This window comes from Methylosinus sp. C49 (assembly GCF_009936375.1).
GTDB lineage: Bacteria > Pseudomonadota > Alphaproteobacteria > Rhizobiales > Beijerinckiaceae > Methylosinus.
Map to the genome: position 1 here is coordinate 2,622,074 of NZ_AP022332.1, position 18,022 is coordinate 2,640,095.

Consider the following 18,022-nt stretch of genomic DNA (forward strand, 5'->3'; position numbering starts at 1 on the left):
CCCCTTGATTTCGCATATGCGCGAAAGCGCATACTTACGCATCGGAGCGCGACGGAGTGTCGCGGGCGAACTCGAGGGGAACGGTTCGATGCGTGGTGAAGCTTTCGATCTGTCGCCCACCTCCAATGAGGTCATGTCCGGCGTGCGGCATTCGGCGCAGCACGAGGCGCTGCTGGCGTCCTATCTGCTCGGACTCGGCCATGGGCCGGCCGTGGTGCGCGATCTCATCGTCTCCGATCTCGACGGCTTTCTGGACCTCGGGCTGCAGCGCCGCGCGGCGGATCAGCTCGTCGTGCTGCGCGCCTTTCTCGCGCGATTTCCAGAAATGACGCGCTCGAGCTGATCGCCCCTCTTGCGCGGAAAAAATCAGCTCCTATTCTCTTCATAGATCGAGCGCCGCGAGCGCGGCCGCTCGCATGAACGCCCCGACCTCGGATGAACAGGCGGGGCGTTTTCGCGTCAGAGACGCCCCTCTACCCCCGCCGTCCTTCCCAGCCCCAAGCCAGCACGATCATGCCGAGCAGCGCCGCGAGGCCCCAGAGGCCAATCGCGAGCGGCGCCGTCTCCACGCCCTTCAGCTCGCTCGCGCCGGTGCGCTTCACGCCGATATAATCGGCGCCGCCGAAGACCGAAGCTTCGCGCATCTCCACGATGCGGGGCAGCGTGATCGCGCCGCTCGCGTCTTTCGACAGACGTCGCACCGTGCCGCCGCTGGCCTCAGCGAGAGGCTTCAGCTTCTCGGTGGTGGAGACCACCTCGCGAAACTCGCGCGGATTCTCCGGGCCGACATTGACCAGCGCCGTCAGCTCGCCGCTCTGAAAGCGATAGAGCCCCATTTCCTTCGCCGCATGATGCGCGCGCGCGAGGCCGGGCTCGGCGGGCGCGAGCGCGATCTGCGATGTCGCGCCGGAGGGCGTCGTCATCGTCACCGCGTCGATCTTCTCCTCGAGGCTCTGGCGCTCGATGGCGATGTCATGGCCATGGGCGCTGGCGCGCAGCGCCTCCTCCTCGAGATCGGGCTCTTTCATCAGCCAATGGGCGAGGCGGCGCATCAGATCGACATGCGGGCCGCCGCCCTCATAGCCGCGCGCCCACAGCCACATCTGATCGGTGAGCAGAGCGGCGACGCGGCCCTTGCCCTCGCGCGAGAGCACGAGCAGCGGCTTGTCATTGGCGCCGGTGAGGATGGAATTGCCCTTCACCACTTCGGCGTCGACCTGGCGGAACCATTCGCCCCAGGCGGGAGGACTGCTCCGCGCGCCCTCGAGCCCGCGCGTGACCGGATGCTTCTCGCCATCCTTGCTCACATGGGCGCGAAAGGCGCGCTCATAGAGCGAGCCGTCCGGCCGCGCCGGAATGATGCTCTCCAGCGGCGAATAATAGAGCCCCTGCACGGTCGCGAAATCCGGCCCCGTCGCGACGAGAAAGGCGCCGCCATTGTCGACATAGCGCAGGATATTGTCGAAATAGACGGAGGGCAGGATCGTCTGGTTCGAGTAGCGATCGAAGATGATGAGATCGAACTCGTTGATCTTGCGGCCGAAGAGATCGGCCGTCGGAAAGGCGATCAGCGACAGCTCGTGCGGCGGCGTGCCGTCGAGCTTCTCCGGCGGCCGCAGAATGGTGAAATGCACGAGGTCGACATTGGCGTCGGAGCGCAGAAGATTGCGCCAGCTGCGCTCGCCGGGATGCGGCTCGCCGGAGACGAGTAGAACTTTCAGCTTGTCGCGCACGCCCTCTATGGTGACGACGGCCTTGTTGTTGACTGCGGTCAACTCGCCGGGGAGCGCCTCCACCTCCAGCTCGACGACATTGGCGCCGCCATGCTCGACGCGCAGCGGAATGTCGACGATCTCGCCGGCCCGCGCGATGATGGGCTCGAGCGCCTGCCCGTCGCGGCGCGTCGTGATGACGACCGGCTCCGTCCCGCCGAGATTGCTGTCGACGACGCGGGCGCGGATCGTCTGATCCTTGCCGACAATGCCGAAGCGCGGCGCCTCGACCAGCTCCAGCCTGCGATCACGCTCGCCCTCATGTCCGGTGACGAGCACATGCAGCGGCGCCTTGAAGCCGAGCGCGGCGGCATTCGCGGGAATGTCGTGAACGATTCCGTCCGTCACCATGATCGCGGCGCCGATGCGCTCGCGCGGGACGTCCTTCAGCCCCTCTTCCAGAGCCTGGAACAATCTCGTTCCATCGGCCTCTGCGCCGGGACGCGCCGCGTCGATGAAGCGCGGCTCTATGTCGCCGAGCTTTTGCAGCGCCGGCTCCAGCGCCGCCTTCGCCGCCTCGGTCTGCGCCATGCGCTCGCCGAAGCTCTGGCTCTCGCTGCGATCGAGCACGATGGGAACGATGGTTCTCAGCGGCTCGCGCTGCTCGCGCAGCAGCGACGGATCGGTGAGCGCCAGCAGCACCAGCGCCAATGTCGCAAGCCGCAGGATTGCGCCGCGTCCGCCGGCGCGCAGCGACAGCAGCGCGACAATGATCGCCGCCAGGCTCAGCACGGCGAGCGCGGGCCAGGGCAGCAGCGGCGCGAAGGAGAGTGACAGCTCGCTCATTGGCCGAGCCGCTCCAAAAGGTCGCGGACATGGACCTGATCGGATTTGTAATTGCCGGTCAGCGTGTACATCACCAGATTGACGCCGCCGCGGATCGCGAGCTCGCGCTGACGTGCGCCGCCGGGCGTCAGCGTGTAGAGCGGCTGGCCATTGCGATCGGCCGCCCAGGCGCCAGCGAGATCATTCGAAGTGATGACCACAGACGAGACGCTGTCTGTCGCGCGCACGGGGCGCGCGGGATCGTCCTTGCTCTCTTGCGGCAGCGCCTCCACCCAGGTCTTGCCGTTGATCGTGCGGCCGTAGAAGCCGTCGAGCAGATAGAAGGTCTTGGTGATGACGTGATCGCGCGGCGTGACCTCGAGCGGCGGAATGTCGAGATTGCGTGTCAGATCGCGCAGCCATTGCGTCTCCGGCGTCGGCGGTCCGCCCTCATGCGCGGTGAGCGCGTCGCGCGTGTCGAAAACGACGGTGCCTCCCTGCTTCAGATAGACGCCGACCTTGGCGACGGTCTGCGCCGAAGGCAGCGGCGCGGAAGCGACGATCGGCCAATAGAGCATGGGATAGAAGGCCAATTCGTCGCGCGCCGGATCGACGCCGACCGGCGCGCCGGGCGCGAAGGACGTCCGCTGATTGAGCGCGCGCGACAGCGCCTCGAGGCCGAGCTTGCTGGTCTCGTCGGTGCGGGCGTCGCCGGAGACGACATAGGCGAGCCTCGTGGTCAGCGCCGCCTCGCGGTCGCGCGGCGAGGCTGCGGCGGGCGCATCCTTGGCGCGGGCGCCCTGCGGCGCGGCGCTCAGAACGGCGAGCGCGCAGAGCGCGCCAAGGGCGATCGGCGCGGCCCGGCGCAATGCGCCGGACATGGACAGCAAGATCAGCCAATCGGCGAGCAGCGCGATAAAAACCAGCGCGAGCAGATAGGGGCGCAGATCGATCGGCGCGCCGGCGCGCAAGGCCGAGACCGTGAGGCCCTGCCCGGCGAAATCGAAAGCGCGCAATTCGTCGCTCGTGCGCAACGGCTGCACGGCGACGGGGGCGTCGGCGGCGCCGTAGAAGCCGGGCGGATGCTCGCGGTTCGCGCCGCCGTCATAGTCGCCGGCGATCGGCCGGGCGGTCGGCGGCGGCGCGCCGAGACGGCCGCCTCCGTCGAGGGTGAGGAGCGGCGCCAGAGCCGGCGCATCGCTGCGCGGGCCGTCCTCGGCCCGGCGCGCGGCGGCCTCGCCGCTCTCGGTGGCGATCCTGTGCAGCATGTCGATGAAAAGGCCGGAGATCGGCAGATTGGACCAGGCGGCGTCGGCGCTCACATGAAACAGCACGACGAGTCCCTTGCCGCGCCGCTCGGCAGTGACGAGCGGCGTGCCGTCGGTGAGCGCGGCCCAGGTCCTGGCCGGCAGGCCCTGCTCTGGCTCGGCGAGAACCTGGCGCGTCACTGTCACCTCCTCGGGAACCGCGAGACCGTAGAAAGGGCTCGACGGATCGAAGGGCGCGAGCTTTTTCGGCGTGTCCCAGGACATGGCGCCGCCGAGCACGCGTCCGTTGCGGCGCAGGCGCACGGGCGTGAGATCGTCGCCGGCGTTGGCGAGGCGCGCGCCGGCGAAGCGCAGCAGCACGCCGCCCTCCTCGACGAAACGGATCAACGCCTCATGCGCGTCGGGCGGCAGAGCGCCGACATCGGCGAGAGCGACGATATTGGGCTGCTCGGCGATGAGGCCGGGCAGAGGATCGGCGGCGCCCGGCCGCGGCTCGCGCACCTCGGCGAAAGGCGCGAAGGCCTTTTGCAGATAATATTGCGGCTCCAGCAGAGGCTGCGCGAGATCGGCGCTCACGCCGCTCAGCACGGCGACGCGGCGAACCTTGGAGCGCCCGTCGAGCAGCGCCACGGCGCCGGCCGAAGCCTCGCCGTCGAGGCGGAGCAGCGACGCCTCATTGCGCAGCTCGATCGGCAGATCGAAACGCGCTTTCGCCTTTTCTCCCGCGCCGAAATCGAAATGCGCCTGCGCCAGCACGCGGCCCTGCTGATCGAAAGCGGAAACGGAGCCGGACGCAGGCGCAGCGACGGAGGCGCGCGCCACCTCCACCTCGAGGCCCGCGGCTGCGTTCTGCGGCGCGAGAAGCGCGCGCGGAACATGATCGCTGGCCAATGTCTCGACTTTCGCGCCGGCGGTGGCGGCCGACGCCAGCGCTTTGGCGAATTGGCTCGCCCCGCCCTGCGCCAATCCATCGGCGATCCAGACGATGCGCCCCTGCGGATGGGCGGCCGCGAATTCGGTGAGCCTCGCGGCGGCGGCGGCGCGATCCGGCGCATAGGGCTGCGGCGCGAGCGCGCGCAGGCGCTCGTCGATCTTGCCGCCGTCCTCCGGCGCCGGCGCGGCGTCGGCCTGCGACATGGGCAGCAGCGCGATCGTCGCGCCGGAACGCGCGGCGTCGGCGGCGAGAGCGCGCGCCGCCTCGATGCGGGCGTCGAAATCCGGCGCCGCCGGCCAGCCGTCGTCGATCGCGATCAGCAGCGGCGCGCCGGAAAAGGAGGCGGTCGCCGTCGGCGTGATCGCCGGACCGGCCATGGCCAGAACGGCGAGGCCTGCGAGCGCGAGGCGCAGCGCCAACAGCCACCAGGGCGTGCGCGAGGGCGTCTCCTCGCGGCGCAGCAGATCGAAGAGCAGGCGGATCGGCGGGAACACGATCTCGCGCGGGCGTGGCGGCGTCACCCGCAGCAGAAAATAGATGGCCGGCAGAACGAGCAGCCCGATAAGCGCGAGCGGCGCGGCGAAGGTGACGCCCATCAGACGCGCTCCAATCCAGAGGCGAGCGCGAAGCTCAAAGAAAGCGCCGCCTCCGCCGCAGGCCGGTCGGTGCGGTGGATATGCAGCGAGAAGCCGACGTCGGACGCGGCTTTCGCAATCTCGTCCCTGTGCCGCGCGAGACGCTCCACATAGGCGTCGCGCCAGGATTGGGCGCGGCCGGCGCGCAGCTGCGCGCGGCTGTCCGTGTCGAGAAAGATCGTCTCGCCTTCGAAAGGAAAGGTTTCCTCCACCGGATCGGCGATCATCAGCAGCGCACCTGCGGCGCCATTTCCCGCGAGCGTCGTCAGACGTTCGGCAAGCGCCTGCGGATCGCAGAGGAAGTCGGAGACGAGCAGAGCCTTGGCGCCGCCGGGCAGAGCCGCCGCCTCTGGCAATTCGCCGCGCGCCGCGCCGCCTGCTGCGACGAGCGCCTGCGCCAGCCGCTCGATGATGTCGCGCGTCGACATGGGATGGGTGAGGCCGAGCAGCCCAATCCTTTCGCCGCCGCGCATGAGCACGTCGGCGAGCGCGAGGCCGAGCGTCAATGCGCGATCGAGCTTGGGCTCCAGCGCCAGAGAGGAGACGAAGCCCATGGAGGGCGAGCAGTCCATCCACAGATAATAGGAATGGGCGGCCTCCCATTCCCGCTCGCGCACGAAGAGCCGGTCGTCGCGCGCCGAGCGGCGCCAGTCGATGCGATGCGCCGCCTCGCCGGCGCCGAAGGGCCGGAACTGCCAGAAATTCTCGCCCGTTCCTGCGCGCCTTCGGCCGTGCGCGCCATGGACGACGGTCGCCGCCACTTCCCGCGCGCGGATCACGATATCCGGCAGACGGCTGGCGAGCTCGGCGGCGTCCACGCCGCGCGCGAGCGCGAGCCGATCGGAAATGTCGAAAGCCTCAGTGGAAACCGCCGGTCCCGCCGCCACCTCAGCCGATCCTCGAGACGAGCTTCTCGACGAGGCCGGCGATGGTCTTGCCCTGCGCGCGCGCGGCGAAGGTCAGCGCCATGCGATGGCGCAGCGCCGGCGCGGCGAGTGCGGCCACATCGTCAAGCGACGGCGACAGCCGCCCGGCGAGCAGCGCGCGCGCGCGGGTGGCGAGCATGAGGGACTGCGCCGCGCGCGGGCCGGGACCCCAGGCGACATGGGGCGCGATCTCGGGATCGCCCTCCCCCGGCCGCGCGGCGCGCACGAGATCGAGTATCGCGTCGACGACCTTGTCGCCGACCGGTAATTGCCGCACCAGCCTCTGCGCCGCGATCAGCTCCTGCGCGGAGAGCGTCTTGCGCGCCTCGGTCACGCGATCGCCCGTCGTCTCCAGCAAAATGCGCCGCTCGCTGGCGCGGTCGGGATAATCGACGTCGATCTGGAGAAGAAAACGATCGAGCTGCGCCTCCGGCAGAGGATAGGTTCCCTCCTGCTCCAGCGGATTTTGCGTCGCAAGCACATGGAAGGGTCGAGGCAGATCATGGCGCTCGCCGGCGACGCTCACATGATATTCCTGCATCGCCTGCAGCAGCGCCGATTGCGTGCGCGGCGAGGCGCGGTTGATCTCGTCCGCCATCAGCAATTGCGCGAAGATCGGGCCTTTGACGAAGCGGAAGACGCGCTTTTTATCGGCGGTCTCCTCTAGCACCTCGGAGCCTAGAATATCGGCCGGCAGAAGATCGGGCGTGAATTGCACGCGCCGCTCATCGAGGCCGAGCACGCGGCCCAATGTCTCGACGAGCTTGGTCTTGGCGAGGCCTGGTACGCCGACGAGCAGGCCGTGTCCGCCGGCGAGCAGCGTGACGAGCGCCTGCTCGACCGCCTCCTCCTGGCCGAAGATCACGGTGGAGACGGCGGCGCGGGCGCGGCCGATCTCTTCCAGGACACGCTCGGCTGCAGCGGCGGGAGCGCTCGCCAAATCTTGCTCGGTCATTGACTGTCCTTCGATCGGCGACGACGGCGGCGTCGCAGTTTCCCCCTAGGATAAGCCGGAAAGGACGCTTGTCGACGTTAAAGAATGTTTAATTTCGGCCGCAGGCGCGGCGCGCCCGGACAGACGGGTTCGCCGGCAAAAATGGCTTTTTGAGGCTCGAGGCCACGGCCGCGCCGAACGAGGCGTCGACCAGAGCTGCGCGCTCATTTGCGCATTCGTAAGTCCACGGCGACGCAGCGAAGCCGCGAGCGCCAATCTTCTTCGACGAGAGCCGAACCGTGTCCGCCGCAAACCTGCGGATACCGTCAATTATTTGCAATCTCGACAAATGTTCGAGCCGGTCCTGGCCGTCGGCCGCTCGTGCTATGATTTGCTCTTGGTTTCGGCGCGGCGATTCTTTTTCGGGCGAACGCGCCCTTCGTGCGAGGCGTCCCAATGTGGCGGGTCATCGTTCAACCGGCGTTGCTCTTCGTCACGCCTTTCGTCGCCTATGCGCTCTATCTGCTGGCGCGGCGGCGGTGGCCTTTCGTGGCCGCGCTCTGGACGCGCGGCGTCGTCTCCTCGCTGACCATCGCCGGCCTCGCCATCGGCGTCGCCGGCTTTCTTTTTCTCGCGCTGTCGTCGCCGCGCAACGAAGGGACCTATGTCCCGGCGCATATAGAGGACGGCCGGCTCGCGCCCGGTCGCTTTCAGTGATTTGCCGATCCGCCTGCTCGACAATCCCAAGATCATCCGCCTGCTCGAGGCTCTACGCGCGACCGGGAGCGAGACCCGCATCGTCGGCGGAGCCGTGCGCGACTCGCTGCTCGGCCGGCCGCCGCATGAGATCGACCTCGCCACCACCGCCCTGCCCGAGGCCGTGACCGAAGCGGCCGAGGCGGCGGGGCTCAAAAGCGTGCCGACCGGAATAGAGCACGGCACGGTGACGATCGTCGTCGAGGGAACGCCCTTCGAGGTCACGACGCTGCGCGAGGATGTCGAGACCTTCGGCCGCCACGCCAAGGTGCGCTTCGGCGATGATTTCGAGAAGGACGCGCTGCGCCGCGATTTCACCATCAATGCGCTGTCGCTCTCGCCCGACGGACAGCTGCATGATTACACCGGCGGGCGCGAGGATATAGAGGCGCGCCGCGTGCGCTTCATCGGCGATCCCGCGACGCGCATCGCCGAGGATCATTTGCGCGTGCTGCGCTTCTTCCGCTTTCACGCCGCTTTCGGCGAGGGACCGCTGGACGCCGCCGGACTGCACGCCGCCATCGTCGCCCGCGCGAGCCTCGCCAAGCTCTCCGGCGAGCGTATCCGCGCCGAGACGCTGAAGCTGCTCGCCGCGCGGCGGGCGGTGGAGGTGGCGCGCGAAATCTCGCAGGCGGGCGTGCTCGAGGTCGTCGTCGGCGCGAGCTTTCCGGCGCGGCTCGAGCGTCTGGTCGCGATCGAGGCGGCGCTCTGCCACGCCGCCGATCCGCTGCTGCGCCTCGGCGCGCTCTGCGTTCTCATTCCCGAGGACGCCGATCGGCTGCGCGATCGGCTGCGGCTCTCCAACGCCGAGCATCGCCGCCTCGCTCATGCGGCGCGCCTGCTGGAAGGGCTCCATGGCGCGACCTCGCCGCCGCGGGAGCTGGAGCTGCTGCGTCTCCTCTTCGAGCAAGGCCGCGCCGCCGCCCGCGACGCGCTGGCGCTGGCCCATGCGGAGAGCCCCGCCGCCGCCGATGCGGAATTCTGGCTGCGCGCCGCGCGCTTCCTCGCCGAGACCCCGGCGCCGGATTTTCCGGTGAAGGCCGCCGATCTCATGGCGCGCGGGCTCACGCCCGGCCGCGCATTGGGCGCCGTGCTGAAGGAATTGCAGGCGAAATGGATCCGCGCCGGCTTCCCGCGCGATCCGGCGACGGTGACGCGGCTCGTCGAGGAGGCGGCGCGCGATGCGCTGCGCCCGTCGAGGCTATAGCAGGCTGCGTCCGAACATCAGCACCGCCGCCAGCAAGCAGAGCATGGCGACGACGAACAGAATATCGGCGATCAGCTCATAATTGAGGGGCGCCCGCAGCTGCAGCAGCGAGACGAAGGAGAAGAGGCAGGCGCCGACGAAGCCGACCGCGGAGACCATGGCCACCTCGTCGAGCAGCGTGCTGTCGCTCACCTTGCTGATCTTGAGGCCGGTGATCAGCACGAAGCAGATGCCGAGCAGATTGGAGGCCGCGGTCAAAATATGCGGCTGACGATTTTGAGACATATTTTCCGTTTGGCTCCGCTCGGGCGCTCGGCGAAAATCCTAGGGCGCCGCCGCGCCGCGGCCAGAGGCGCCGGCAGACGCCGCGCTTGCGCGCGAGGCGGAAAATCCGCTGTGTGTCCTTGCGTACGGCTTTTCTTTTCACCGCTCGGCGCGCTATCATTCTCCTCGTCGGCCGCGGGAGTTGCGTATGAGCGTCGAGACCAGACAGCCGAGAGACGTGGCGCGTCGGCTCGCCGATCGCGCCCGCAGCGTCAAAAGCGCGCGCAGCGACGGATGGCGGCGCGAGACCTTCACGCTCGAGCGCGGCGAGGCCCGCGCCAAGGCGCGCGAATGGTTCGACCTCTATCCCAAAGCCGCCTATATGACCGAGATCGAGTTCTGGCGAGAGCTCGAGGATGGCCGCATCGAGTTCACCATCCGCCGCCTGCCCAGCGCCGACTGACCCCCTCCTTTCCTCTGGCGCTCGAATTGCTCTATTCGAGCGTCTCGTTTTCAGGAGGAAAGATGCAACACGGCGTCGATCTCGTCACGACACTCGCCGCCGCGCTCGGCCTCGCGCTTTTCATGGGGCTCATCGCCGCCAAGCTGCGGCTCTCCCCGCTGGTCGGCTATCTCTTCGCCGGAATATTGATCGGCCCGGCGACGCCCGGCTTCGTCGCCGATGTTGCGCTCGCCGATCAGCTCGCCGAGATCGGCATTATTCTGCTGATGTTCGGCGTCGGCCTGCATCTTTCGATCGATGATCTCCTCTCCGTCCGTCGCATCGCCGCGCCGGGGGCAGTGGTGCAGATGGCTATCGCCACCGCGCTGGGCGTCGGCGTCGCCAGCTATTGGGGCTGGCATTTCGGCGCGGCGCTGATCTTCGGCCTCTCGCTCTCTTGCGCCAGCACCGTGGTGCTGCTGCGCGCGCTGGAGGAGCGCGGCGAGATGGACACGATCAACGGCCGCATCGCCGTCGGCTGGCTCGTCGTCGAGGATTTGGCGACCGTTCTGCTGCTGTTGCTGCTGCCGCCGGCCGCCGGCCTGCTCGGCGGCGGCGATCCAGACGCGATGACGGGCGAGACGAATCTATGGCCGATCGTCGGCCTGACGCTCGCAAAAGTGGCGGCCTTCATCATTCTCATGCTGGTCGTCGGGCGCTGGCTGTTCCCACGCCTCTTGTTCTGGGTGGCGGGCGTGGGCTCGCGCGAGCTGTTCACGCTCTGCGTCGTCGCCACGGCGATCGGCGTCGCCTATGGCTCGGCCAAGCTCTTCGACGTCTCCTTCGCGCTGGGCGCCTTTTTCGCCGGCATGATGATGCGCGAATCCGAGTTCAGCCATCGCGCCGCCGACGAATCGCTGCCGCTGCGCGATGCTTTCTCCGTCCTGTTTTTCGTCTCGGTCGGCATGGCCTTCGATCCGCGCGCTTTCGTCGAGGAGCCCTGGCGCGTGCTCGCCGTCGTCGGCATCGTCATGGTGGGCAAGACGCTGGCCGCCGTCGGACTCACCCTCGCGCTGCGCTATCCGCTGGACACGGCGCTCACCGTCGGCGCCAGCCTCGCGCAGATCGGCGAATTCTCCTTCATTCTGGCCGGACTCGGCGTCTCGCTCGGCCTCATCTCGCCGGACGGACGCAATCTCATCCTCGCCGGCGCGCTGGTCTCCATTGCGCTCAATTCACTGATTTTCGTCGTGATCGAGCCGATTCGCGTACGGCTGGGGCAAAAAGCGCGCTCTTTGGATCCGCTCGCGGAATTGCCGGCGAGCGTCGACGATTCCCGCCTCGCCGGCCAAATCGTGCTGGTCGGCTATGGCCGCGTGGGGAGTCGCATCGGCGAGAAGCTCCTGGAATGGGGCGCGCATTTCGTCGTGATCGAGCAGAATCGCGAATTGGTGGAGACGCTGCGGGGACGAGACATCGCAGCCGTCTGCGGCGACGCCTCCGAGCCCGCCACTCTGGCGCAGGCCCATATCGCGCGGGCCAGCGAGCTGATCGTCTCGACGACGCCCGACAGCTGCGACCTGCAGAAGACGATCGCCGCGGCGCGAAGGGTCAATCCCGGCGTGGGCGTCGCGCTGCGCGCCCGCGACGATGCGGAGGCGAAGCTGCTCGAGCTCGAGAACATCGGCCGCGTCTTCTCGCCGGAGACCGAGCTCTCGCTCGGCATGCTCGGCTATTTGTTCGAGCGGCTCGGCAAGGAAGGCTCACGATCGGACGGCTGATTATTCGATCTCCACGTCGAAGCTCGGCGCCTCTCCCGCGCCGGTGAAGGCGAAATGCCACCATTCGGTCGGCAGATTGTGGAAGCCGTGGCTGCGCATCAGCGTCTCGAGGCGGCGGCGATGCGCCTGCGCCTCTTCGCTCACATCCTTGTTCGCGGTCCAGGAGCGCTCGTCGAAATAGTCGAAAGGCGTGCCGAAATCCCAGCCCAGCACGCCGAGATCGACGGCGAGCCCGGTCGAATGCGAGGATTTCTCGGCGATATAGCCGCGCGCGAAGAGATCGCGCTTGTTCTCATGCGGATAATATTGCGCCTTCATGCTCTCGTCCGGGCCCTTCGCCCAATCGATGAAGGCGGCGACGGCGCGACGCGGACGGTAGCAATCATAGAGAATGAGCTCGAAGCCTTGGCGCTTCGCCTCCGCCTGCACGGCGACGAGCGCCTTGGCGGCGTCCTCGCGCAGCCAGCATTGCGCGGCCTTGTAACCTGGCACGGGGCGGCCGGTGAAATTATCGGCGCCGGCGTAACGCATATCCTGCACGATCTGCGGCGCGAGATCGGCGAGCCGCACGAAGCCCGGCGGAAGCGCGGCCGCAGCGGCGGTGCAAGCGACGCAGGCGCCGGCCGCGGCGACGATATCGCGGGTGGTTTTGGAGGTCATGGAGCGGCTCGGCGTTGACGGTAGCGCAGCATGCCGACAATATTAGCCTAGGGACCGGCCCGATCAAAGGCGTCGCACATGCTCATTCGAGACGAGAGCGCAGCAGATCGCGTCGCGGTGCGCGACGTGCACAGCGCCGCCTTCCGAGACCATCCGTTCAGCAAGGGGCGGGAGGGAGAGCTCGTGGACGCGCTGCGCGAAGCCGGCGCTCTGACCATCTCGCTCGTCGCCGAGGCCGACTTCATCGTCGGCCATGTCGCTATCTCGCCTGTCGCGATCGACGGAGCTGCGCTCGGCTGGTTCGGCCTCGGACCGATCGCCGTGCTGTCCGAGCATCGGCGCCAGGGCGTCGCCGCCGCGCTGATCGAAGCGGGTCTGACGCGTCTCCGCGCCGCCGGCGCGGCCGGATGCGTCGTCTTCGGCGAGCCGAAATATTACGGCCGTTTCGGATTCCGGTCCCATGCCGGACTTCGCTTCGCTGGAGGTCCGCCGGAGCTTTTCATGGCCCTGCCCTTGGCGCCGATGACGGCGCTCGGCGCTGTCGATTATCATCCGGCATTCGCGCTGGTCGGCTGAGGCGCTAAATCCGTCTCAACGTCACCACGCGGTTCGTGTTCGTGCCTTTGGCGTTATTGCCGACGCCCCAGCAATTGCTGGTCTTGGTGAAGCTCTGGCTATTGACCAGCACAAAGAGCCGCTCGAAAGGCAGCCCCTCGGCGGCGCGCCAGACGAGCCGCTCCAGCAAGACTTTGCCGCCGCGCACCTCGCCGACCTCGAAGGCCACATGTCCGCCGGGCGCGACGATGCGTGCGAATTCCGTGAGGCAGGCGCGGACCATTCGCTCCCATTCCGCCTCGCTGCGATGCGCGGAAATGCGCACCGCATCCGTATCGACGCCGGCGAACCAATTGCGCAGCCAATTGTCGCTCGCATATTGCACGACATCGAGAAAGGGCGGCGAGGTGACGACGAGCCGCACTTCCGCCTCGCCGGCATAGGGCGCGCGCCAAGCTTCGCCGGTTGCGAGCACGGCGGGCGGATGCGGCGGCGGCGCGCCATCGGCGAGCAGCGCGCGCGATTTGCGCAGGATGAGCGCCGCGACATCGCGCAAGGGCGGCGTCTGCTTGCGCTTGGCGTTGATCTTGGCCTGCGCCTCGATGGAGACGGCCTGGTTCGGCGGCAGCGAATAGACCGAGAAAAAGCCGGGCGAATGGCCAGTCAGGCGATTGATCGCGACCATGCGAATCCAATCGTCGACCTCGTCCGTCTTGCGCTCGAGCAGATGCCGGCGCAGCGCGCAGAGGCGGCGCAAAGTCTCGGGATGATAGAAGACGAGAAGATCGCTTCGCTCGATCTCGCCTTGCTCCCAAGGGATTTCGACGAGGCGTTTCTCTATGGCCGCGAGCGGCGGCGGCGAGAGGCGCGGACGCGTCAGCAGAATGGAGAGCGGATTGATATCCGCGCCCATGGGCCGCCGCCCTTGCAGCGCCGCCTCGAGCGGCGTGGTCCCGCGGCCCATGAAGGGATCGAGCACGGCCTCTCCCGGCGAGGTGAGACGCGAGATGAAAAAGCCCGGCAGCTGCGGCTTGAAGCAGGCGCGATAGCTGATCTCGTGCAGCGAATGCGCCTGCCTTTGCGCCGAGGTCCAGAATTCATTGACGAGATAGAGGAGCCCCTCCTCCTCTATCCGCCGCGTCGGCGCGCCGAAAGCGTCGAAAGCGAGCAGCTCTGCTTCGAGAGTCGTATCGGCCGAGCAGGCGAGATTGCGAGCGAGCGCTTGGGGCATGAATCACCCTTGTTCATGCCGACTATAGCGCCTTGGCTTCTCCGCGCGCCCAGCCTTCCTTCGTCTCCACGATGAAATCGGCGAGGCGTCCCTGTTCTATCGCCTCGCGCAGCCCGGCCATCAGCTCCTGATAATAAGCGACGTTGATTTCCGTCAGCAGCATCATGCCGAGGATTTCTTGCGCCTTCACCAGATGATGCAGATAGGCGCGGGAATAATCGCGCGCCGAGGCGCAGGCGGCGCCTTCATCGAGCGGCGCGGCGTCGTCGGCATGACGCGCATTACGGAGATTCACGCGGCCGAGGCGCGTGTAGGCGAGGCCATGGCGCCCGGCGCGCGTCGGCATCACGCAATCGAACATATCGACGCCGCGCAGCACGGATTGCACGATATCGTCCGGCGTGCCGACGCCCATCAGATAACGCGGCTTCTCCTCGGGCAGATGCGGGATGACGATGTCGAGCATCGCCAGCATCACATCCTGCGGCTCGCCGACCGCGAGGCCGCCTATCGCGAGGCCGTGGAAATCCATGCCGGCCAGCGCCTTCGCGCTCTCTATGCGCAGCGGCGGCGAGGCGCCGCCCTGCACGATGCCGAAGAGCGCCTTGCCTTTGGCGTCGCCGAAAGCCTTGCGCGAGCGCTCCGCCCAGCGCAGCGACAGGCGCATGGCGCGCTCGGCCTCCGCATCCGTGCAAGGCAGGCGCACGCATTCGTCGAATTGCATGTGAATGTCGGAGTCGAGCAGACGCTGAATCTCCATCGAGCGCTCGGGCGTCAGCATATGGCGCGAGCCGTCGATATGGGATTGGAAGGCGACGCCCTCCTCGTTCAGCTTGCGCAGCTTCGATAGCGACATCACTTGAAAGCCGCCGGAATCGGTGAGGATCGGATGCGGCCAATTCATGAATTTATGCAGGCCGCCGAGGGTGGCGACGCGCTCCGCGCCGGGTCGCAGCATCAGGTGATAGACATTGCCGAGCACGATATCGGCGCCGGTCGCGCGCACATCCTGCGGAAACATCGCCTTGACCGTCGCCGCCGTGCCCACGGGCATGAAGGCCGGCGTGCGTATGTCGCCACGCGGCGTCGAGACGAGGCCGCGCCGCGCCGCGCCGTCTTTCGCCAGCAGTCGAAATTCGAATTGCTCGGTCATGCGTCTCTCTGGTTCAGCTCTTGGCGCCGAGAGACGCCACTTTGACGATCTCATAAACACCGAAATCGCGCTCGTTCCAATGCATGGTGAATCGCTCGCCGACCTTGATGACGACGCTGCGCAGATCGGTGCGCCACGCTTCCGCCGCGCCGATGCCGAAATCCAGAGCGCCGTCGCGACGCAGCACGAAAGGCCGGCATTTGCCGCCGGAAAGGTCGCAGGCGCCGAAAGTCTCCCAATGCGAGATCACGCGGCGGCTGTCGGCGTCTATGCGCAGATCGAGCGTCAGCGGACATTCGGTGCGATCGTCGCGCCAGAGCGCCAGCACGCGCACATCGAGAAAAGGCGGCTCGCTCATTTGCGCAGCAGCAGGCAAGCGTCGCCGTAGGAATAGAAGCGATAGCCGCGATCGATCGCATGGGCGTAGGCCGCGCGCATGCGCTCGAGCCCGGCGAAGGCGCAGACCAGCATGAAAAGCGTCGAGCGCGGCAGATGGAAGTTGGTGAGCAGCGCGTCGACGGCGCGGAAGCGATAGCCGGGCGTGATGAAGATCGCGGTCTCGCTCGCAAATTCCGCGAGCGTTCCATCCTCGCGCGCCGCGCTCTCCAGCACGCGCAGCGCAGTGGTGCCCACAGCGATCACGCGCCCTCCCCGCGCGCGCGTCTCGTTCAGCGCCTGCGCCGTAGCGGCGTCGAGCGCGCCCCATTCGGAATGCATCTTATGCTCGGACGTGTCCTCGACCTTGACCGGAAGAAACGTCCCGGCGCCGACATGCAACGTCACGCGATGCAGCGAGACGCCTTTCTCCTGCAGCTCTTCGACGAGGCGCGGCGTGAAATGCAGCCCTGCCGTCGGCGCGGCGATGGCGCCGGCGTTGGCGGCGAACAGGGTTTGATAGTCGGTCTCGTCGCGCGCGTCGGCGGCGCGTTGGCCGGCGATATAGGGCGGCAGCGGCATGACGCCGGTGGCCTCCACGGCTTCGTCCAAGGCGACGCCCGCGCGCGAGAAGCCGAGCAATATCTCGCCATTCTCGCCCTTCTCGAGCGCTGTCGCCGCGAGCGCGCCATCCGCGCCGAAGCGCACGGTCTCGCCGAGAGCGAGCTTCTTCGCCGGCTTGACCAGCGCGCGCCAGCGATCGGCCGCGACGCGTTCGATGAGCGTCGCCTCTATATGGGCGCGCGTTTCGCCGCGCGCGCGAAAGCCGGAGAGGCGCGCGTGAATGACGCGCGTGTCATTGACGACGAGCGCATCGCCGGGCGCGAGAAAATCGGTCAGATCGCGAATGGAGCGCTCGAGGAAGGCGCCGTCCGGCGGAACGACGAGTAGACGCGCGCTGTCGCGCGGCTCGGCGGGGCGCAGCGCGATCCTCTCTCGCGGAAGCTCGAAATCGAAGAGATCGACGCGCATGGGGAACTATAGACGGTTCGCAGAGTCATCGTGCGCGACTCCTTCTCCCACTCGGCGGGAGAAGGTGGCCCCGCGATGCGGGGTCGGATGAGGGCCGACGCCCGCACGGCAATCCTTTGGCTCGCCGCGTATATGAATGCGCGGAAGCGGAAGCGCCCTCATCCGACCCTCGCTCACGCGAGGACCACCTTCTCCCGCCGAGCGGGAGAAGGAATGCGCGAACCTTCGTCAGACCAGCGAGGCCTTGACGATCTTGTCCGGATCCTTGACCGGCTCGCCGCGCTTGATCTTGTCGACATTCTCCATGCCGGAGATCACCTGGCCCCACACCGTGTATTTCTTGTCGAGGAAGCGGGCGTCGTCGAAGCAGATGAAGAATTGCGAATTGGCGGAATCGGGGTTCTGCGCGCGCGCCATCGAGCAGATGCCGCGCACATGCGGCTCGGCGTTGAACTCCTGCTTCAGATCGGGGTATTTCGAGCCGCCCGTGCCGGTGCCGTGCGGACAGCCGGTCTGCGCCATGAATCCGTCGATGACGCGATGGAACACGATCCCGTCATAGAAGCCTTCGGAGACGAGCTTCTTGATATGCGCCACATGATTGGGCGCGAGATCGGGGCGGAGCTTGATCAAAACGTCGCCCTGCGTCGTCTCGAGCTTCAGATTTTCGGCTTCGGACATGTCCACTCCTGTCGGTTCTACATTTCGCCCGGCGAAGCAATCCGAGGGCCGAAGCGCTCGGATCGCAACACGAAAAGGCGCGATCAGCTATTGTCGCCGGCGAGGCGCAGCTTGATGATCTTGTCGGGGCTCGTCACCTTGCCATTGTCGGCCTTGTCGCCCTTCTTGATCTTGTCGACGACATCCATGCCGGAGACGACCTCGCCGATCACCGTATATTGCTCCTCGAGATAGCGCGCCGGCGCGAGGCAGATAAAGAATTGCGAATTGGCCGAGTCCGGGTTCTGGCTGCGCGCCATGCCCAGAGTGCCGCGCACGAATTTCTCCTTGGAGAATTCGGCCGGAATATTCGGCAGATCGGACTTGCCCATGCCCGTGCCGGTCGGATCGCCAGTCTGCGCCATGAAGCCGTCGATGACGCGGTGGAACACGATTCCGTCGTAGAAATGGCGCTTGGCCAAGGTCTCGATCTGCGCTGCGTGCTTGGGCGCTATGTCAGCGCGCAGCTTGATGACGATGCGGCCGTCCTTGGTGTCGAGATAGAGCGTGTGCTCGGGCGCATCCTCGGCGCGGGCTGCGCTGGCGGAAGCGGCGGCGGCGAGAGCGGCGAGCGTGAAGCTGCGGCGATCGATAGGCAATCGAGCCTCCCTT

18 protein-coding genes are annotated in these 18,022 nt (G+C 67.4%); 6 read left to right on the top strand and 12 right to left on the bottom strand.

Features of this window, described 5'->3' with window-relative positions; translation table 11 throughout:
* Window positions 1-88: 88 nt before the first annotated feature.
* A complete protein-coding gene (locus tag GYH34_RS12425) occupies window positions 89-343 on the top strand; it encodes a hypothetical protein (RefSeq protein ID WP_018265347.1) in 255 nt (84 codons plus the stop codon).
* Window positions 344-473: 130 nt separating this feature from the next.
* Here the strand turns inward: GYH34_RS12425 and GYH34_RS12430 are convergent, their stop codons facing one another.
* From GYH34_RS12430 to GYH34_RS12445, 4 genes are read right to left on the bottom strand one after another with little or no spacing between them, the layout of a single operon-like run.
* The gene (locus GYH34_RS12430; protein WP_161913846.1) at window positions 474-2,558 is read right to left on the bottom strand and encodes a hypothetical protein; all 2,085 of its coding nucleotides are present in this window, start codon (window positions 2,556-2,558) and stop codon (window positions 474-476) included.
* Window positions 2,555-5,335, bottom strand: a complete 2,781-nt coding sequence (locus GYH34_RS12435) for a DUF4159 domain-containing protein (protein WP_161913847.1) — start codon at window positions 5,333-5,335, stop codon at window positions 2,555-2,557. The genes GYH34_RS12430 and GYH34_RS12435 overlap by 4 nt, the downstream gene beginning before the upstream one ends.
* Entirely contained in the window at window positions 5,335-6,261 is a 927-nt protein-coding gene (locus GYH34_RS12440; protein WP_161913848.1) for a DUF58 domain-containing protein, read from the bottom strand. The genes GYH34_RS12435 and GYH34_RS12440 overlap by 1 nt, the downstream gene beginning before the upstream one ends.
* Before the next feature lies 1 nt (window position 6,262).
* Entirely contained in the window at window positions 6,263-7,255 is a 993-nt protein-coding gene (locus GYH34_RS12445) for a MoxR family ATPase (RefSeq protein ID WP_036287119.1), read from the bottom strand.
* Between the two features lie 435 nt (window positions 7,256-7,690).
* Between GYH34_RS12445 and GYH34_RS12450 the strand changes: the two genes are divergently transcribed.
* Window positions 7,691-7,951, top strand: coding sequence for a DUF6111 family protein (locus tag GYH34_RS12450; protein ID WP_161913849.1), 261 nt, complete (start codon window positions 7,691-7,693; stop codon window positions 7,949-7,951).
* A 1-nt stretch (window position 7,952) separates the two neighbouring features.
* Entirely contained in the window at window positions 7,953-9,197 is a 1,245-nt protein-coding gene (locus GYH34_RS12455) for a CCA tRNA nucleotidyltransferase (protein ID WP_161913850.1), read from the top strand.
* Here the strand turns inward: GYH34_RS12455 and GYH34_RS12460 are convergent.
* On the bottom strand, window positions 9,192-9,482 hold the full coding sequence (locus GYH34_RS12460; protein WP_161913851.1) for a hypothetical protein: 291 nt from the start codon (window positions 9,480-9,482) through the stop codon (window positions 9,192-9,194). The genes GYH34_RS12455 and GYH34_RS12460 overlap by 6 nt on opposite strands.
* Before the next feature lie 187 nt (window positions 9,483-9,669).
* Between GYH34_RS12460 and GYH34_RS12465 the strand changes: the two genes are divergently transcribed.
* Together GYH34_RS12465 and GYH34_RS12470 are read left to right on the top strand one after the other, a co-directional pair.
* On the top strand, window positions 9,670-9,924 hold the full coding sequence (locus tag GYH34_RS12465; RefSeq protein ID WP_018265337.1) for a hypothetical protein: 255 nt from the start codon (window positions 9,670-9,672) through the stop codon (window positions 9,922-9,924).
* 62 nt (window positions 9,925-9,986) lie between these two features.
* Window positions 9,987-11,684 (top strand): cation:proton antiporter, encoded by a 1,698-nt coding sequence (locus GYH34_RS12470; protein ID WP_161913852.1) that lies wholly within the window; start codon window positions 9,987-9,989, stop codon window positions 11,682-11,684.
* On the opposite strand, the gene GYH34_RS12475 is transcribed toward GYH34_RS12470, so the two are convergent.
* On the bottom strand, window positions 11,685-12,344 hold the full coding sequence (locus GYH34_RS12475; RefSeq protein WP_161913853.1) for a M15 family metallopeptidase: 660 nt from the start codon (window positions 12,342-12,344) through the stop codon (window positions 11,685-11,687).
* A 78-nt stretch (window positions 12,345-12,422) separates the two neighbouring features.
* Here GYH34_RS12475 and GYH34_RS12480 point away from each other — a divergent pair, with 78 nt between their 5' ends.
* A complete protein-coding gene (locus tag GYH34_RS12480) occupies window positions 12,423-12,920 on the top strand; it encodes an N-acetyltransferase (protein ID WP_161913854.1) in 498 nt (165 codons plus the stop codon).
* A 4-nt stretch (window positions 12,921-12,924) separates the two neighbouring features.
* Here GYH34_RS12480 and GYH34_RS12485 read toward each other — a convergent pair whose 3' ends face one another.
* The 6 genes from GYH34_RS12485 to GYH34_RS12510 all read right to left on the bottom strand — a co-directional run bounded on the left by GYH34_RS12485 (window position 12,925) and on the right by GYH34_RS12510 (window position 18,009).
* The gene (locus GYH34_RS12485) at window positions 12,925-14,130 is read right to left on the bottom strand and encodes a DNA methyltransferase (protein WP_161913855.1); all 1,206 of its coding nucleotides are present in this window, start codon (window positions 14,128-14,130) and stop codon (window positions 12,925-12,927) included.
* A gap of 22 nt (window positions 14,131-14,152) precedes the next feature.
* Window positions 14,153-15,283: a tRNA guanosine(34) transglycosylase Tgt gene (tgt, locus tag GYH34_RS12490; RefSeq protein WP_161913856.1), complete on the bottom strand. Its 1,131-nt coding sequence runs from the start codon at window positions 15,281-15,283 to the stop codon at window positions 14,153-14,155.
* 13 nt (window positions 15,284-15,296) lie between these two features.
* A complete protein-coding gene (locus tag GYH34_RS12495; protein WP_161913857.1) occupies window positions 15,297-15,641 on the bottom strand; it encodes a hypothetical protein in 345 nt (114 codons plus the stop codon).
* Entirely contained in the window at window positions 15,638-16,690 is a 1,053-nt protein-coding gene (queA, locus tag GYH34_RS12500; RefSeq protein ID WP_161913858.1) for a tRNA preQ1(34) S-adenosylmethionine ribosyltransferase-isomerase QueA, read from the bottom strand. Before queA ends, GYH34_RS12495 begins: the two co-directional genes overlap by 4 nt.
* Before the next feature lie 228 nt (window positions 16,691-16,918).
* On the bottom strand, window positions 16,919-17,371 hold the full coding sequence (locus tag GYH34_RS12505) for a peptidylprolyl isomerase (RefSeq protein ID WP_161913859.1): 453 nt from the start codon (window positions 17,369-17,371) through the stop codon (window positions 16,919-16,921).
* 83 nt (window positions 17,372-17,454) lie between these two features.
* Window positions 17,455-18,009: a peptidylprolyl isomerase gene (locus GYH34_RS12510; protein WP_161913860.1), complete on the bottom strand. Its 555-nt coding sequence runs from the start codon at window positions 18,007-18,009 to the stop codon at window positions 17,455-17,457.
* Window positions 18,010-18,022: the final 13 nt, after the last annotated feature.

What these genes read in the sequence shown, in the direction of transcription:
- queA (WP_161913858.1), bottom strand. Translation starts at nt 16,690, where the DNA reads ATGCGCGTCGATCTCTTCGATTTCGAGCTTCCGCGAGAGAGGATCGCG.
- GYH34_RS12495 (WP_161913857.1), bottom strand. Translation starts at nt 15,641, where the DNA reads ATGAGCGAGCCGCCTTTTCTCGATGTGCGCGTGCTGGCGCTCTGGCGC.
- GYH34_RS12480 (WP_161913854.1), top strand. Translation starts at nt 12,423, where the DNA reads ATGCTCATTCGAGACGAGAGCGCAGCAGATCGCGTCGCGGTGCGCGAC.
- GYH34_RS12445 (WP_036287119.1), bottom strand. Translation starts at nt 7,255, where the DNA reads ATGACCGAGCAAGATTTGGCGAGCGCTCCCGCCGCTGCAGCCGAGCGT.
- GYH34_RS12470 (WP_161913852.1), top strand. Translation starts at nt 9,987, where the DNA reads ATGCAACACGGCGTCGATCTCGTCACGACACTCGCCGCCGCGCTCGGC.
- GYH34_RS12450 (WP_161913849.1), top strand. Translation starts at nt 7,691, where the DNA reads ATGTGGCGGGTCATCGTTCAACCGGCGTTGCTCTTCGTCACGCCTTTC.
- GYH34_RS12460 (WP_161913851.1), bottom strand. Translation starts at nt 9,482, where the DNA reads ATGTCTCAAAATCGTCAGCCGCATATTTTGACCGCGGCCTCCAATCTG.
- tgt (WP_161913856.1), bottom strand. Translation starts at nt 15,283, where the DNA reads ATGACCGAGCAATTCGAATTTCGACTGCTGGCGAAAGACGGCGCGGCG.
- GYH34_RS12430 (WP_161913846.1), bottom strand. Translation starts at nt 2,558, where the DNA reads ATGAGCGAGCTGTCACTCTCCTTCGCGCCGCTGCTGCCCTGGCCCGCG.
- GYH34_RS12425 (WP_018265347.1), top strand. Translation starts at nt 89, where the DNA reads ATGCGTGGTGAAGCTTTCGATCTGTCGCCCACCTCCAATGAGGTCATG.
- GYH34_RS12435 (WP_161913847.1), bottom strand. Translation starts at nt 5,335, where the DNA reads ATGGGCGTCACCTTCGCCGCGCCGCTCGCGCTTATCGGGCTGCTCGTT.
- GYH34_RS12475 (WP_161913853.1), bottom strand. Translation starts at nt 12,344, where the DNA reads ATGACCTCCAAAACCACCCGCGATATCGTCGCCGCGGCCGGCGCCTGC.
- GYH34_RS12485 (WP_161913855.1), bottom strand. Translation starts at nt 14,130, where the DNA reads ATGCCCCAAGCGCTCGCTCGCAATCTCGCCTGCTCGGCCGATACGACT.
- GYH34_RS12465 (WP_018265337.1), top strand. Translation starts at nt 9,670, where the DNA reads ATGAGCGTCGAGACCAGACAGCCGAGAGACGTGGCGCGTCGGCTCGCC.
- GYH34_RS12505 (WP_161913859.1), bottom strand. Translation starts at nt 17,371, where the DNA reads ATGTCCGAAGCCGAAAATCTGAAGCTCGAGACGACGCAGGGCGACGTT.